General features: G+C 45.9%; 13 protein-coding genes and 1 pseudogene. 8 read left to right on the top strand and 6 right to left on the bottom strand.

The window, feature by feature from the left end; all coding sequences use genetic code 11:
• Positions 1–54: 54 nt before the first annotated feature.
• Positions 55–1,977: an aconitate hydratase gene (locus G4D54_15530; GenBank protein ID QJA03744.1), complete on the top strand. Its 1,923-nt coding sequence runs from the start codon at positions 55–57 to the stop codon at positions 1,975–1,977.
• Positions 1,978–2,421: 444 nt separating this feature from the next.
• Positions 2,422–3,742, top strand: a pseudogene (locus G4D54_15535) (serpin family protein).
• Positions 3,743–3,884: 142 nt separating this feature from the next.
• Here G4D54_15535 and G4D54_15540 read toward each other — a convergent pair.
• Together G4D54_15540 and G4D54_15545 are read right to left on the bottom strand one after the other, a co-directional pair.
• On the bottom strand, positions 3,885–5,195 hold the full coding sequence (locus G4D54_15540) for an MFS transporter (GenBank protein QJA03745.1): 1,311 nt from the start codon (positions 5,193–5,195) through the stop codon (positions 3,885–3,887).
• A gap of 74 nt (positions 5,196–5,269) precedes the next feature.
• Positions 5,270–5,797 carry a YfcE family phosphodiesterase gene (locus tag G4D54_15545; GenBank protein QJA03746.1) on the bottom strand — a complete coding sequence of 176 codons (528 nt, stop codon included), beginning with the start codon at positions 5,795–5,797 and terminating at the stop codon, positions 5,270–5,272.
• Positions 5,798–6,053: 256 nt separating this feature from the next.
• On the opposite strand from G4D54_15545, the gene G4D54_15550 reads away from it, so the two are divergent.
• The gene (locus tag G4D54_15550) at positions 6,054–6,284 is read left to right on the top strand and encodes a hypothetical protein (GenBank protein QJA03747.1); all 231 of its coding nucleotides are present in this window, start codon (positions 6,054–6,056) and stop codon (positions 6,282–6,284) included.
• Between the two features lie 374 nt (positions 6,285–6,658).
• Positions 6,659–7,255, top strand: coding sequence for a GNAT family N-acetyltransferase (locus tag G4D54_15555; GenBank protein ID QJA03748.1), 597 nt, complete (start codon positions 6,659–6,661; stop codon positions 7,253–7,255).
• 442 nt (positions 7,256–7,697) lie between these two features.
• Here the strand turns inward: G4D54_15555 and G4D54_15560 are convergent, their stop codons facing one another.
• Positions 7,698–8,078, bottom strand: coding sequence for a PTS beta-glucoside transporter subunit IIB (locus G4D54_15560; GenBank protein QJA03749.1), 381 nt, complete (start codon positions 8,076–8,078; stop codon positions 7,698–7,700).
• Complete coding sequence (locus G4D54_15565; protein ID QJA03750.1) at positions 8,072–8,911, bottom strand: alpha/beta hydrolase; 840 nt, start codon at positions 8,909–8,911, stop codon at positions 8,072–8,074. The genes G4D54_15560 and G4D54_15565 overlap by 7 nt, the downstream gene beginning before the upstream one ends.
• Before the next feature lie 125 nt (positions 8,912–9,036).
• Here G4D54_15565 and G4D54_15570 point away from each other — a divergent pair, with 125 nt between their 5' ends.
• The 4 genes from G4D54_15570 to G4D54_15585 all read left to right on the top strand — a co-directional run bounded on the left by G4D54_15570 (position 9,037) and on the right by G4D54_15585 (position 13,740).
• Positions 9,037–9,369: a hypothetical protein gene (locus tag G4D54_15570; protein ID QJA03751.1), complete on the top strand. Its 333-nt coding sequence runs from the start codon at positions 9,037–9,039 to the stop codon at positions 9,367–9,369.
• Between the two features lie 82 nt (positions 9,370–9,451).
• Positions 9,452–9,607: a hypothetical protein gene (locus tag G4D54_15575; protein QJA03752.1), complete on the top strand. Its 156-nt coding sequence runs from the start codon at positions 9,452–9,454 to the stop codon at positions 9,605–9,607.
• A gap of 631 nt (positions 9,608–10,238) precedes the next feature.
• Positions 10,239–11,534, top strand: a complete 1,296-nt coding sequence (locus tag G4D54_15580; protein ID QJA03753.1) for a carbohydrate ABC transporter substrate-binding protein — start codon at positions 10,239–10,241, stop codon at positions 11,532–11,534.
• A complete protein-coding gene (locus G4D54_15585; protein ID QJA03754.1) occupies positions 11,518–13,740 on the top strand; it encodes an EAL domain-containing protein in 2,223 nt (740 codons plus the stop codon). Before G4D54_15580 ends, G4D54_15585 begins: the two co-directional genes overlap by 17 nt.
• A gap of 49 nt (positions 13,741–13,789) precedes the next feature.
• Here G4D54_15585 and G4D54_15590 read toward each other — a convergent pair whose 3' ends face one another.
• Entirely contained in the window at positions 13,790–14,113 is a 324-nt protein-coding gene (locus tag G4D54_15590; protein ID QJA03755.1) for a hypothetical protein, read from the bottom strand.
• Positions 14,083–15,486: a bifunctional diguanylate cyclase/phosphodiesterase gene (locus G4D54_15595; GenBank protein QJA03756.1), complete on the bottom strand. Its 1,404-nt coding sequence runs from the start codon at positions 15,484–15,486 to the stop codon at positions 14,083–14,085. The genes G4D54_15590 and G4D54_15595 overlap by 31 nt, the downstream gene beginning before the upstream one ends.
• Positions 15,487–15,547: the final 61 nt, after the last annotated feature.

Consider the following 15,547-nt stretch of genomic DNA (forward strand, 5'->3'; position numbering starts at 1 on the left):
ATTTTCATTTTTCATGATATAATATTCCATGTATACGAGAAAGGAAGGGAAGTTATGCCAACAATAACCGAGAAAATCATACAGAAGCATCTGGTAGAAGGGGTGATGGAGCGAGGAAAACCCATCGCAATCCGCATCGATCAGACACTGACACAGGATGCCACAGGAACCATGGCTTACCTGCAGCTGGAGGCGATGGGTGTGGATCAGGTCAAAACCGATCTGTCTATCAGCTATGTCGACCATAATACATTACAAAGCGGCTTTGAGAATGCCGACGATCACAAATATTTGCAGACAGTGGCAATGAAGCACGGTGTCCGCTTTTCACGTCCCGGTAACGGAATCTGTCATCAGGTTCATCTGGAGCGCTTTGCGAAGCCGCAAGCCACTCTTTTGGGAAGTGATTCCCATACCCCGACAGCGGGAGGTATGGGGGCCTTGGCCATTGGAGCCGGTGGTCTGGATGTTGCCTGTGCCATGGCCGGCATGCCGTTTCATCTCAATATGCCGAAAATCATCAATGTTCGTTTGCACGGCTCCCTCACAAAGGGTGTCAGCTCCAAGGATATCATATTAAAGGTATTACAAATACTGAGTGTAAAAGGCGGTGTGGGGAATGTGATAGAATACAGCGGAGACGGTGTTCTCAGTCTGAGTATTCCACAGCGTGCCACCATTACCAATATGGGTGCCGAGCTTGGTGCGACGACTTCGATTTTCCCAAGTGATGAAGTCACACGGGAGTTTTTAAAGAAACAGCAGCGCGAGGATGCTTATGAGGAGCTTAAAGCTGATGCGGATGCTGTGTATGATGCTGTCATAGATATTGATTTGAATACGCTGGAGCCGATGATTGCCATGCCGCATTCTCCGGACAATGTCCTTCCCATTCATGAAGTGCTTGGTCTGAAGGTAGATCAGGTTGCCATCGGAAGCTGCACGAACTCCTCCTATATGGATATGATGAGTGTTGCCGGTATTTTGAAGGATAAAACCGTAGATCCGAATGTCAGTCTGGTTATATCTCCGGGCTCCCGGCAGGTATTGCATATGATTTCGCAAAACGGCGGCCTTTCCGATATGATTTCCGCCGGTGCCAGAATTCTGGAATCCACCTGTGGACCCTGCATCGGCATGGGGCAGTCACCGATCACCAATGCGCTCTCCCTTCGTACCTTCAATCGGAATTTCTATGGAAGAAGCGGTACGCTGAGTGCCAAGGTATGTCTGGTTTCCCCGGAAACTGCAGCCGCAAGTGCATTGCATGGTTATATTGTAGATCCGCGAACTGTGAGCTATGATATGCCGCAGGAGCCGCAGTCCTTTACCGTCGATGATTCCATGATTATCATTCCGGATGCAGAAGCAGCTGCCAAAACCGATGTTGTGCGCGGTCCGAATATCAAGCCGCTGCCGATCAATACGCCGCTTGCGGATCGCATTGACAAGCGGGTCATGATTAAGGTAGGTGACAATATCACCACCGATCACATCGCCCCCGCAGGAGCAAAGGTATTGCCTTACCGCTCCAATATCGAAAAAATCAGTGAATTTATTTTCATGAATGTGAAAGAAAGCTTCCATGACGACTGTTTACGCAACGGTGGAGGCTTCATCATCGCAGGTGCCAACTATGGACAGGGCAGCTCCCGTGAGCATGCTGCATTAGCCCCGATGTATCTGGGAATCAAAGCGGTGATTGCCAAGAGCTTTGCACGTATCCACCGTGCCAATCTGATCAATTTCGGTATCATTCCATTTACCTTCTGCAATGAGACGGATTATGATTCCATTGATGAAATGGATGAGTTAACAATGACGCACCTGCATACATTGACAGAAAATACACCGGTAGAGGTCATGAATATCACGAAAAACAGCAGATTTTCAGTCACACACAATCTGACACAGCGTGATATAGAAACAATTTTGGCCGGAGGCACACTGAATTTGATTCGTCAGAAGCAAATCTGATCCATCAGGTATTTCAACACACAAACAAAACAGTTAATGAATGGGTGCAGGCACTTAAAGCTTGCACCTTTTTACAGACTGTTTTCCCCATTCTCGTATGGTAGAGCTTTTATTTGCATATTTTCCAATACAATCTTGAGGCTAGGGGATCTAAATAACAAGTACCCTGTTCCCTTCACGCATACAATCGTATCTAGCCTCTCTTGAGGCTAGTTGATCTAAATAAAAGTTCATGCTTTGCTGATTCGCTAATGTCTTTGTCTAGCCTCTCTTGAGGTTAGTGGATCTAAATATATAAATACCGCCACCATAGGTCTGGTTATACCATCTAGCCTCTCTTCACACTTTTATTTGCTTATCCCGTGATTTCCATTACAATAAAGAAAAGGAATGAAATAAATCATACCCAGGCTTCGTTTATAGGATAGAAAGAAGGGATTACTCATGAAAAAAGCTGTACTCGCCCTATGTGTGCTCCTGCTTCTCGCCAGCTACTCCTCTTTGCAGAAGACAGCTGAGCACAAAGCGGAAAAGCCACAGGAACAGGCAAATCCAAAAATCGCGGCACCTGCCGATATCCGCTACCCGAAAAGTCCTTCTATCGAGGACTATGATGCTCAAATCACCATAAGCGACAATAACCCTATAGATCCTACCATGCTGAACGGCTATGCTGATTTTTCACAGGAAAGCTTTTACGCAATTCTAAAGACCGCTTCTGATAATGTCAGCTATTCCCCGCTGAGTCTGTATTATCCGCTGATGCTGACGCTACAGGCAAGTAAGGGCAATACTGCAGAGCAGCTGCAGACGCTGCTTCATGTAAACCGCAGTGATAATGCGAAAAATATGGGAAATTTATATCGCCGCCTGTATACGGACAATGAAAGCGGACAAATGAAAATTGCGAATTCCTTATGGATACAAAATGCATATCCGGTAAAAGACGAATTTATAGAAGCCGCAAACAAGCAATTCTATGCTGCCGCCTATACTGTGGATTTTTCACAGTCAAAAACTGCTGACCTCATGGCTGCATGGATTCGTGAGCACACCAACGCTAACCTGTCTCCTTCTATAAGGACAGATGGATCCATGCGCATGTCGATTCTCAACGCAATCTACTATAAAGCGCGTTTTCAAACTGTATTTGATAAAAAGAAAACAAAAAAAGGATACCTTTTATGCGCAGGATGGGAAGGTTGCTGCAGATTTCATGCATCAGAACATGGATTCTCATTTCTTTATCGATAACAAGGACTATGCCGCAACTTCTCTGGCATTAAGCAATTCCACCAGCCTGACGCTGGTACTGCCAAAGGAAGGAAAGGATCTCCGCAAGCTGATGGAACAAAAGGGATTTCTACAGAATTTGCTGGAGGATGATGGCGATGGAGCAGAATTCGGTATTGTGAACCTGTCTCTGCCGAAGTTTAAAATCCATTCCAAGCTGCTGCTGGCGGATACCTTAAAGGCCATGGGTGTTACTTCTTTGTTTGATACCGCCGCAGAGCTGGATGGTATAACGGATGAAAAGCCCCTTTTTGTTTCTAACATTCAGCAGGAAACAAGCATCGCCTTGGATGAGGAAGGCGTCGAGGCAAGCGCATATACCGAGATAGGGATGACGGGTGCCGCAAATATCAAGCATCCAAAAATCCTTCATCTAAACCTGAACCGTGAATTTCTTTATGTGATTTCCACCCGCATGGATGGCATTGAGCTTCCCCTGTTTATCGGCGTATGCAGTAATCCTGCTTCTTAAAGAATAAAAATCAATCCCCCTTCTTGCACCTGCATCATATAAAGGACTTTATTGTAGCTTTCCATTGTCAGAAACATTGAAAAAAAGCTGCCTTCCCATAGCATGAAGTCAGCCCTTGCTTATCATCTATTGTGTTTTCTTGTCACTTTTTCTTATGGAATTTCTGTTCGCTTTCCGGGTCCTTGACAAATGCCAGAAACAGCATGCCCAGCAGCATCATCGGAATCAGACCGAGAATACCATATTGTGTTTCTCCGGTAATCATGATAATTGTGGATACCGCCATCGGTCCTAAGATTGCCGAGAATTTGGAAAATACGGAGAAGAATCCGAAGAATTCATTGGAATCAGCTTTATCCGGAATCAGCTTGGCAAAATATGAACGGGAAACGGACTGGATACCGCCCTGAAACATACCGACCAGCAATGCCACCACCCAGATAAAGGACGGGTAGGTCTTAATCAGTGAGCCTGCCAGTACAACACCGACATAGCCAAGGATTCCGACATAAATCATCTTCTTACTGCCTACATGCTCCACCAGCTTTCCAAACAGAATGGAGAACGGACAGGCAACGATATTGATGACAATTACGACTACCAGACTCATGACATCACTGATTCCCATCTCTGTCGCAAGAGAAACCGCCATTTTGATAACCGTATTCACACAGTCAATATAGAAAAAGTAGGATATACAGAACAAAAAGATATTTTTGTTCTTTTTAATATCACGGAATGTGTGATATAAATGGGAAAACGATTCCCGAACGACATGCGGCACCGGTTCATGAAAATTTTTCTGTTTCACATTTTTCAGCATAGGGCGTGAATATACAAGCCACCAAAGCACAGCCATTCCCATCGTAAGACCGCATGCCATCCGATAGCTCAAGGTAAAGGAACCTAGTACCAGATCTCCGGTTTTCGGATCACCGAGCAGGGTTACCAGCGCAAAGGGTATTACAAAAATCAGAAATGGCAATACGGAGCCGATATATCCCCATGCATAGCCGGCAGCACTTACCTTATCCACCCGCTCATCATCACAGACATCCACAATAAAGGCATCGTAGAAAATTATGGAGCCGTTATAGCCGAGCATAGCGATAATGAAAATCACAATCGCCGCACGGTAGTCGATAAAGGGCAGAGCAAGACCAAAGCCGCCGAAGATGCCCATAAACAGGAAAAACTTAAACATCTTCATTTTCTTATCCTTGTAATCCGCCATCGTTCCAAGCACAGGGGATATCACAGCCAGTATAATCGCATAGATTGCATTCGCCCAGCCGACGTACACACTGCTGTCCCCGGGTGTGATTTTCGCAATCAGTAAAGGAAATATGACAGTACAGGTGGTCAGCACCTGCGCTGAATTTCCCACATCATATAAAATCCAGCTGGTTTCCTCTTTGGTAAAGCCAAGTTTTGTCAGAATTTTTGTGAACATATGCTTCGTTCCTTTCTCTTTATAAAGACAGTGTAGCACAGGGATATCGTCTTGGGGATACGGATAACAAAAGCTTAACAATTTTCAATGGCAAGAAGCTCTGCCCGGATACAGCGCCCCTGTACCTCAACCACAGCATAGCCGCTGTGCGGAGTGCCATAGCACACAGAACCCGGATTGATCAAAACTACACCATCGACCTCGGTAAAGCACTGATGATGCGTATGTCCGAAGAACAGCGTGTCGCAGCCCTTACGTTTTGCATAGGCCGCCAGCTTTCCATACAGGGTACGCATACACAGATCCATGATATCATCATTCTGTGTATGCTTCATTGCGAGAACCTCCTGCACGGTTTCATCGTCAAAAATATCTCCATGCAGACAGATAGCCTTGCGTCCCTCCAGCGTCAGCTTCATTTTTTTTGGAAGGCGATGGGAACGGTCATGATTTCCCTTCACAATGGAGCATTCATCAATTTCCTGTAACGGAAAGCCGACATCCCCCAAATGAATTTTCAAATCCGCAGCTGCATGCTCCTGCAAAATTCTTCGTGCAGCCTCTTGTTCTCCATGTGTATCGGACATCAATAGTATTTTCATGTTGTACACCTTCATATCTGTTAGCTATATTATAATATGATTCCCGAAGAATAGGAATAGAAACTTTACAATTCAAAGAAAACACATTCCTCTTCTCCAATTTGTGCATTTGTCCATAGGCTCGTTTCCTTACCTTGCAAAGCCCCACATATCTTTTCTCTGTAATCGCGCGATACGCCTAGCTGGGCTATGCTTATTCACATATCTTATACTGAGATACAAAGATGATCTCAGAAAATAAAAGGAGGATTTTACTATGTGTAACAACTGTGGATGTAACAGAGAATTCGGATTCAACGATGGCTGGGGAAACAACCGTTCTGATTGGAACAGCGGATGCGGATGCAACAACGATTACTACAACGACAACGCTGCGCTGTATGAAGCGGAATGTGTAGCCCGTGCTGCCCTGCGCCGTAGAAACAGAGAAAACCGCTGTGCCCGGGAATTCGTTCGCTGCATGAAAAACGCTCGCTGCGGATTCTAGTCAGGCTTGAAGGGTCTGTGATCCACAGGCCCTTTTTCCATATTTGAATATGCTGTATAGTGATTATCCAGCGTATGGCATATACATAGCTATAAACCTCACAAAGCTCATACAAAGGATTACAGGAAGACAGCAGGCTGCAAAGCGTTTAGCATAGCCGGTGCTCACGAATGCAGAGAGCAGCTTTTGAGGGTACGCTGTCCACAGGATAATCAACTCGCCTTGAGCCTACACGTTGCAATGATTTCTGAAAGGTGTAACTCCTGCTATCCTGCGCTATGACTACAGCTATTCTGTTTTCATACACGAAGAATTGCTTGCAGTTTTTATACCTGTATGCCATAATGAACTGCAATAGCAAGGGAGGATTTCTTATGGAGCATAAAGGAACAGCTGTTATCGCATCGAAGCGACTGCTTCTGCGCCGATTTGTCATAGAGGATGCAGAGGCGATGTTTCACAACTGGGCCAGTGATGAAGAGGTTTGCAGATTTCTGACCTGGCCGCCGCATCAGGATGTAAATGTCACACGGCATATTCTGCAGAATTGGATTGCAAGCTATGCACAGCCGGATTTCTATCAATGGGCCATTACATGGAAGGATCGTCCGCAGGAAGTTATCGGCTGTATTGGCGTTGTCGCTCAGAATGAGGATCTGGATATGGTGCATATCGGCTATTGCATCGGGAAAGCATGGTGGCATCGGCATGTCACCAGTGAAGCATTTACAGCCGTCATCCCGTTTCTGTTTGAAAAGGTGAAAGCAAACCGTATAGAATCAAAACACGATCCCGAAAATCCGAATTCCGGAAGGGTTATGCTGTCCTGCGGCCTTACCTATGAAGGAACGGCAAGAGAGGCAGACCGCAGCAATCGCGGTGTTACGGATGCCTGCTATTACAGCCTTCTGAAAAAGGAATATCCGCAATGGCTTCACAAAAGAGGGATGAAATCAACAGAAATCAGGTAACCGTCTGATCGTATCTGCTTCCCGCCACTTTTGTGTGTTTACAAATATGTGGGAGATGACAAAGCACAGATACTGCTTTGATAAAAAGCTATCCAGTAATGTTTGATACACCACCGATAAAAAGAGCTGGCAGCATCATGGGGCTCTTGCATTTGGGTATCGACCAGCGGTAAAGAAAGAAGAAAGCTCCTGCAAAGCAGGGCTTTTCAGGTTGTGAAGTCGAATCAGGGGAACAGAAAAAGAAGATGACCGGGTGGTAAGCACTCATCATCTTCGTATTCTAATTCCAATCATTCTTCTTACTGTTTTCATGATACCTGATCGAAATCCCCATGATTCCCGCATCATAGGGATTTGCTTCTTCTTTAGCTTTTCATACGTATATCCGTATGCAGTCCTCCAGCATAAAGGCAGCTTCTTTTCCATGCAATTTCCACAGGGTTCAAATCATAGCGTCCAGAATATCCTGCAGAGCCTGCTTTCCGTTCATTTTCCCAAAGGTTTTCATGTCGATGATATAAATAGGAATATCAAAACAATTCAGCTTCTTTTTCATGGAATCCTTCAGATACCGCATCTGCGGTGCAAGCCAGATGGCCTGCATGTGATATTCAAAATGATAACGGCGAATGAATTTTTCATCAATGATTTCCGCTGAGCCGTAAGCCAGAACAAGATCATTCTCCCGCAGGGCATCCTCCAGATGCGTCCCCAGCTCATGAATTTCCTCCACATAAATCTGTTCTCTGCTGCTCGCCTTTTGAATCTGCTTACAAAACATACTACTGGTATTGCCGGTAGCACAGCATATATAAACTAACATACGGGTTCCTCCTTTAGAAAAGCTCGTATCTCCTTCAGAAATGCAGACCTTTGATCTGTGAACACCTCGTGTCCGCAATGCTCATAGAAACGTGTGATTATCGTTTTCCTATCGCAGGATGCGAGCTCATCATACAGCTGCTGCCAGCTGCAGACAGCATCCTGCTTTCCCTGCAAAATCAAAAGCGGCAGCTCGCAGCTGTCAAACAGGCCGTGAAAGCTGTGTTGGAAAAACCACGAGGACATCGCACAGATATGACGAAGCGATTTTGACGGATTGTGTTCACTGTAAATAAAGGCACGAAAATCCTCGCTCGCAAACAATTCCTCCGGTGTCAAATGTACCTCTGCTTCCTGAGGCAGCGTTTGCATACGTACACGAAATGCTGCGGACATGCGTTCAAACTGATCCAGCAGCTGTGAACGACTGAAGCCGATTGCCGGTGAGCTCAGAATACAGCCTGTCAGCTCCTGCGCAAATTTCTCCAGACACAAGGCAGCCAGACAGCCTCCAAAGGAGCCGCCCCATATATACAGGCGCTTTACGCTCCAGCGCTCTTTGGTATCCTGTATTACGCGCTGTACATCCCTTGTAATAGTATCTATGCTTAATCCCTTTTTCAAATCATAATTCGATGCACCGCTTCCTCGCTGATCAAAATGGATACACAGGGCATCCTTTTCCAATGAACGAAACGCCGGCAGCTCCAGAATCGCCTGTGCACCACTGCCAGGACCGCCATGCAGAAAAACGATTGCTGTGTCGCTGTCAAAGCTCCCGCAGGCATACACCTGTAAAAGACAGTCCTTGCTTTGTATTTGATAACGTTCCATAGGTCCCTCCCACTCGTATAAATTCATCATAGCATGCCGCAATCGCTTATGCAAGGCGGAATGTACACATTCGGTTAAGCGGTTACGTAAATATACAAAGCAGTACACTTTATCGGCGACAAGCCTTGACAAAATCCGGCAAGGGATGTGCACATGAGACGGCTGTCGAGCTGCTTTTCAACTGTGCCTGGGGCTCTGCATATCAGGATTTCATTGATCAGATCATTGATTATCTGGTGAAACGCAATACAAAAATCATCTCCGGAATGGGAAAGGATGATGACACGGTATTCAATGCGTGCACGCTGCACTGGCTTACACAGATACAGGTTGAGGCATTTCTGCACATAGTATCTCATCACTACGCGCAGGAACAGGCATTGCAACAGAATCGCATTGTCGTTACCTTTCTGCGAAGCGGATTCGAAGGTCTGTATCAACAAGCTGTCAAGCAGTAAATCAGGGGTATACTCCCCTTTTCTTTTGCGGCATAGCATAACACCGTTATGTGATGGTGAATCAAACCGAGGAGGAAGTTGTATGTATTTGCAAGCAAACAGCGTTGAAAAGTATTATGGTGACAGGAAAGCGCGTGTTCAGGTTTTGAAAGGAATCAGCTGTGAGATAGCACGTCGTATAGAGCAGCTGGAGCTGGGCAGTGCCTTAGGAGGATGCATAATACAACATAATCTGTAAGCTGCAAAGCGCTTCGCATACAGTGAACAGCAACTGCAGGTGATTCCTGTTCATAGAGATCATGGGGCATATACGCTCTTCTGCTAAGCAGAAAAGCAGCGCAGCAGATTTCCTTTGATTAACAATATAGCGATACTGTTGGATAAGCGGAAACCTGTGAACGGGATGGAAACAGGTGTACGCAGGCTGAAAGTGAAACCGCTCTCCCTTTATTTCTAAATGGAATACCGGCATGAGCAGACCTGATAAAGAATATGTATAGATAGAAAAGCCTTTGCGCTCATCGTCCGCGTCAGACTCATTGCAGCTGTTGCCGTGTTTTCAAAAACGGACAGGAGGCTGCAAAAAAAGCATGGCGATTCACCGTATGGCTTCCCTGTTCCAAGAGTACATCAGGCTATGGCAAAGCAACCGTCAGGTTTGTGCAGCTCTTTCGAATTCAATCAAAGAACAGTAACAAAAAAAACCGTCACTACGTATTCCTTCCTGTCTGTCTGATTGCTTTCAAACGTATTCTATGATACAATTTTCATACAGAAAACATCGCATTTATGCTTCAAATATCATCAATTAACAGCAAGATACAGCATCTGAATTCAAATTGCGGATTCAGAAAGTGAGGAACGTAAAGATGAAAAGGAAACACTTGGGAATCGGTATTCTGATGATCGCACTCCTACTGAGTGGCTGCAGCAGACAGAATGCTACGATATATGAACCGGAAACTACACAAGCATCCTCAACGGAAACGAAGCTGACATTTTTCGGCTTTAAATATGAAGCAATCAATGTCGCAGCGATCGAAGACAGTCTGCGTTCCTTCATGCAGAAAAACAACCGTATCTCCATCACCTATGAAGGCATCAAGGGTGTGAATTACTATGAGGTGCTTGACAAGCGGATCAACACCAAAAACGGTGATGACATTTTCATGGTGGATCAGGCCTCTGTGCTGGCACTGAAGAAAAAAGGCGCGCTTGCGGATTTGTCCGACCTTTCAACAATCAATAATTTCAGTGATCTTGTGAAAAATCAAATGAACGCAAACGGCAGCTTGCAATATGTTCCAACCTCCATATCGGCCTTTGGTCTGTATTGTAATGAGAATTTACTGGAGAAGCACGGGCAGAAGATACCAAAGAATCTACAGGAATTCATGGAGGTCTGTGAATATTTCAAGCAGAAAGGAATCACCCCCATCGTGGCGAATAACGATATTTCCTTGAAGACAATCGTGCTGGCAAAGGGACTGTTTCCCATTTATCAGATGCAGGACAAGGATGCGGTAATAAAGCAGTTTAATACAGGGGAACGTGATCTGGCTAAGACACTGGAGCCCGGCTTTGCGCTGGTGGAGAAAATGATTGATCGCGGCTATGTCAATGCGCAGGAGGCTCTGAAAAGCGAAAAAACAAAGGATGACCTGACGCTGTTTGCCAGGGGGGAACAGCCGTTTATGCTGAGTGGGGCATGGGCCGCTCCACGTCTGCGCGACCTGCATCCGGATTTCACCTTTTCCATACATCCTTACCCCGTTCTGGAGGATGGCTGTGCACTGGTTATCAATATCGACACCCGCATCAGTGTCAATGCAGACAGTCCGCATGTGGAGGAAGCAAAGCAGTTTGTGGAGTACCTGACACAGCAGGATGTCCTGTTGAAATTTGTCAACAGCCAGAGCTCCTTCAGTCCGCTGAAGGATAAGCAAGCGGTGCAGGACAGTGCCCTACAGCCAATGGAATCTTATCTCACCAACGGTAGAAGCGTAATAGGAGCCGATGACAATCTGCTCTATCCCATCTGGAATCTCACCCGTGAAAGTACACAAAGGCTATTAAAAAAAGAAGACAGTGCTTCTGTTGTTGCAGACCTTAGCAGGCAGCTTGCACAGATACGAAAGGAAAACAGCTATGAAGACAATAACTAAACGCTCTTTCTTTATCCTGTTCTCCATTGCCTCTGCCATTGGAATCGCGCTGGCTTCCATTGCCTTTGTAACAAATGTGAAATCGCTGCTTTGGGAAAAATCCGTAACCGATATCATCGAGGTAACACAGCAGGGCTCTCATGCACTGGATACCTATATAGAAAAAGACTACGATACTCTGCATCTGTTTGTCCGGGAGCTGCAGGAAACAAATGCAGCAGATCAGAAATCCATCCAGAAAATCATCAACGTATTCAATAAAGACGGAACCTCCTTTTACTGCAGCAATCTTTCCAGCGGTGATACCTACTCCAATCTGCCGGAACAGATACCGCGTATGAGCAAGAAGCAGAGAAACACCTACTCTGCAATGAGCGGAAGCAGTATACGCGACCCGTTTCTTGATGACTATACCGGTGTGAAAACGATCGGTGTATATGAACGCTTTACCTTCCGGGATGGTACACAGGGACTTGCCCAGAAAACAAGGCCGCTGTCTTCCATTACCGAACGCTTTTCACTTTCCTTTTTCAATCAGACCGGATTTTCCTATGTTGTTAATCAAAATGGCGATGTCCTGATCCGCTCGCTGCATAAGGACAGCAACCGCACCTTTCAGAATCTGTTCGATATCATCAATCTGCAGGGAAATGATGAAGCACGACTAGCTTCCTTCAAGCAGCGATTAAAGGAGGCAAAGACGGGGGCGGCACAGTTCCGTTATCAGGATGAGGAATATATATTCTGTTATGTCCCTTTACTTAACGGGGATAACTGGAATATCGTCTCCATTATTCCCAACCGTATTATTATGCAGCAGGCAAACAGTATTATCAGGCAGACAATCGCATTGTGTCTGTCCATCCTGCTGCTTCTGGCCGCGTTTGGCTGTTTCTATCACAGAAATCGGAAAAAGCATCAGAAGGAAATTGAAAAGCTGGCCTTCTATGACAATCTTACCGGCCTATATCGCTACGAAAAATTCCTGCTGGACGGACAGCAGCTTCTGGAGAAAAAGGAGCAGCCATTTGCCGTACTGTATCTGGATATCATGGGCTTTAAGCTTTTGAATGATATGGAGGGCTATAGCTATGGGGATCGTGTGCTGCTGTTTGTTGCGGATATTCTACGCTCACTCGCAAAGCAGCAGGAAATCTCCTGCCGTATCTCCGGAGATGATTTTGTCCTGCTTACCCCGTACAAGCAAAAAGCGGAGGTTCTCGAAAAATGCAGACAGCTTCTTTCTCTCACTGCTGCAGGGATTGACAACAAGCACAACATACCGATTCGAATCGGTATCTGTTTGCAGGAGGATGCCGATATCAATAGCACCATCAGTACGCTTGTGGACAGAGCCCGTATGGCACAGACAGGGATTCACGATGATTCCACAGCTGCATGGCAATTCTATAATCAGGAGATGCGTGAGATTCTGCTGCGCGATGCCGAGATGGAGCAGCATATGGAGCAGGCCTTAAAGGATGGAGAATTCCTGCATGTCATTCAGCCGAAATACGCATTGGACGGCAGCCAGATACTGGGAGGAGAAGCACTGCTTCGCTGGCAGCGCAAGGAACACGGCTTTACAAGTCCCGGTGAATTTATACCATTATTCGAACGAAACGGCTTCATTCGCAAGCTGGACACCTATGTTTTTATATCCGTATGTCAGACCATTCAGAATCGGCTTGCGCAAGGAAAAGCAGTCGTTCCGATTTCTGTCAATGTATCCCGCATCCATTTATATCAGGAGGATTTTGCGGATACCTATATTGCTATCAAGGAACAATATCACATTCCGGATGGCATCATAGAGCTGGAGCTTACGGAAAACATTCTGTTAAAAAACATGAAGGAGGTATTCGCCATTCTGGAGAAGCTTCGCTCTCACGGCTTCTGTTGCTCCATTGATGATTTCGGATCCGGCTATTCCTCTTTGAATGCGTTAAAGGATCTTCCGGTGGATGTGGTAAAGCTGGACAGAGTATTCTTTGACCAAAGCAGTCATGTGGAGCGCAATAAAACGATTTTGAAAAGTATGATCAGCATGGCCAAGGAGCTGGATATGAAGGTCGTTGCGGAAGGCATTGAATGTAGACAGCAGCTGGATATGCTGCAGGATACCGGCTGCGATATGGTTCAGGGCTTCATCTATGCAAAGCCGTGCAGTGAGAATGACTTCTATCACCGTCTGGAAACAGAATAAAGCAATACCTGCAAGGCATCTGGCAGGCTGAAAATAAAAGAGATTTCTATCAAATGGAACTACGTAGGCTGATTGCCGATATCCGCAAATCAGATGCGCCGCTACCCATAGATGAGAAGTCTCTTTTTGTTGGCGAAGGCCTTGCAGGAAATATACCAGTTTTAACAAGCAGCCGCAGAAACAGCCTTATCAGAAGTTCCCTTTTGATGATACTGTAACCCTGCATGGCGCTATAGACTGCGGCAGCTTCACAGCCGGATGCAGCCGGTAAAGGAAAACAGCCTTTAACCGCTGCCTGTACCGATGCCCCATAGAAATGCTGCATTCCCAATTCATACAGGTTCACTTCACAGTATGAAACTGCTTTAGCCATGCAGTATACGCTGCTGCTGAAAGTGGACGGGCGTAATAATAGCCCTGTACCATGTCACAGGTTGTCGTGCGCAAAAACGCCAGCTGCTCCTCAGTTTCAACCCCCTCCGCAACAACTTGCATATGCAGCCGATGTGCCAGCTCTATCAGACAGTGCAGGATATCCTGTGCCTTTTTTTGTTCAATGTCCTCGAAAAAGATACGATCCAGCTTGATTGCATCCACATCAAAGCTTTTTAATAAACCCAAAGAAGAAAATCCTGAGCCAAAATCATCCAGTGAACAACGAAAGCCCAGCTGATGCATCCGATGCACCGCCTGCTTTACCAAAGCAATCTGTTCCTCATTGAAAAAAACAGACTCTGTCAGCTCCAGCTCGATCTGATCATCCCCTATGCCATAGCGTTCTTTGATTTCCGCATATTCCTCAAGAAATGCAGGTTCCTGAAAATGCTGACGGGATACATTGATGGAAATCATCTGCTTTTCTTTACTCACTGCATTGCATGTCTGCAGATATCTGCAAACCTCCTCAAACATGTAACGGTCCAATTCCAGAATATTTCCGTTTTTCTCAAAGACAGGAATAAACGCTGACGGATAGATGATTCCCATTTGTGGATGCTGCCAGCGAACGAGTGCCTCTGCATGTCTGCATTGATTTGTTTTCAGCGTTACCTTGGGCTGCAAATACAGCTGAAATTCATGCTTCCGCAAGGAGTCTTCAAACAGGCTGTTCAGCAATTCCTCGTACTGCATAGCCTCCATTAAGGCAGAATTATAAAATACGCAGCCCTTTCCGCTTACATACTGACGAAGTGCAAGCTTTGCACGATCCAGCAATATGCCAGTGTCCCTTTGCGTGCTGTCAATGAGACAGGCCCCCTGACGCAAGCGGATAATCGGCTGCAGATGGGCGGTCTGTATGTGAACTGCCCTCTGCATTTCATCGATCCGATCCTGAAGCTGCTTCTGATCTTGTGTGAGAAGGAGGAGGAAGAAAGAGTCGCCCTCTCCTCTTGCCAGAAATTCCTCTCTTCCAAGATGCTGCTGCAATACCTTATACACCAGACACAGCACCTCATCTCCAAGCTGCATTCCATAGCGGTGATTGATTCGCTGGAAGTGTTCGATATTCAACAGCACCAAAGCAGCCGCAACGTCCGACTTCTTATCCAGCAGCCGCTTTATTCTATTCTGAAAGTGAACCAGCTTCATCCCCTTTGTTAACGGATCATGCAGAAAAATGCCCTGCCAGATTCCGCGGTTTGCCAGATACGCTCCCGCCAGAAATGACAGAATAAGCAGCAGGAGCATAAACAGCAGGACAAAAGCACCCTGCAGGTCATCCGGTATGATGTTGATGTGACGCATAGCGTAGCCTCCCTAACTCATTTCAGCAAAATTTTATCATGCCCTTTCAAAAAGACAACGA

It is taken from the genome of [Clostridium] innocuum (genome assembly GCA_012317185.1).
Classification (GTDB): domain Bacteria; phylum Bacillota_I; class Bacilli_A; order Erysipelotrichales; family Erysipelotrichaceae; genus Clostridium_AQ; species Clostridium_AQ innocuum.

What these genes read in the sequence shown, in the direction of transcription:
- G4D54_15585 (QJA03754.1), top strand. Translation starts at nt 11,518, where the DNA reads ATGAAGACAATAACTAAACGCTCTTTCTTTATCCTGTTCTCCATTGCC.
- G4D54_15550 (QJA03747.1), top strand. Translation starts at nt 6,054, where the DNA reads ATGTGTAACAACTGTGGATGTAACAGAGAATTCGGATTCAACGATGGC.
- G4D54_15560 (QJA03749.1), bottom strand. Translation starts at nt 8,078, where the DNA reads ATGTTAGTTTATATATGCTGTGCTACCGGCAATACCAGTAGTATGTTT.
- G4D54_15545 (QJA03746.1), bottom strand. Translation starts at nt 5,797, where the DNA reads ATGAAAATACTATTGATGTCCGATACACATGGAGAACAAGAGGCTGCA.
- G4D54_15575 (QJA03752.1), top strand. Translation starts at nt 9,452, where the DNA reads ATGTATTTGCAAGCAAACAGCGTTGAAAAGTATTATGGTGACAGGAAA.
- G4D54_15565 (QJA03750.1), bottom strand. Translation starts at nt 8,911, where the DNA reads ATGGAACGTTATCAAATACAAAGCAAGGACTGTCTTTTACAGGTGTAT.
- G4D54_15595 (QJA03756.1), bottom strand. Translation starts at nt 15,486, where the DNA reads ATGCGTCACATCAACATCATACCGGATGACCTGCAGGGTGCTTTTGTC.
- G4D54_15580 (QJA03753.1), top strand. Translation starts at nt 10,239, where the DNA reads ATGAAAAGGAAACACTTGGGAATCGGTATTCTGATGATCGCACTCCTA.
- G4D54_15590 (QJA03755.1), bottom strand. Translation starts at nt 14,113, where the DNA reads ATGGCTAAAGCAGTTTCATACTGTGAAGTGAACCTGTATGAATTGGGA.
- G4D54_15530 (QJA03744.1), top strand. Translation starts at nt 55, where the DNA reads ATGCCAACAATAACCGAGAAAATCATACAGAAGCATCTGGTAGAAGGG.
- G4D54_15540 (QJA03745.1), bottom strand. Translation starts at nt 5,195, where the DNA reads ATGTTCACAAAAATTCTGACAAAACTTGGCTTTACCAAAGAGGAAACC.
- G4D54_15555 (QJA03748.1), top strand. Translation starts at nt 6,659, where the DNA reads ATGGAGCATAAAGGAACAGCTGTTATCGCATCGAAGCGACTGCTTCTG.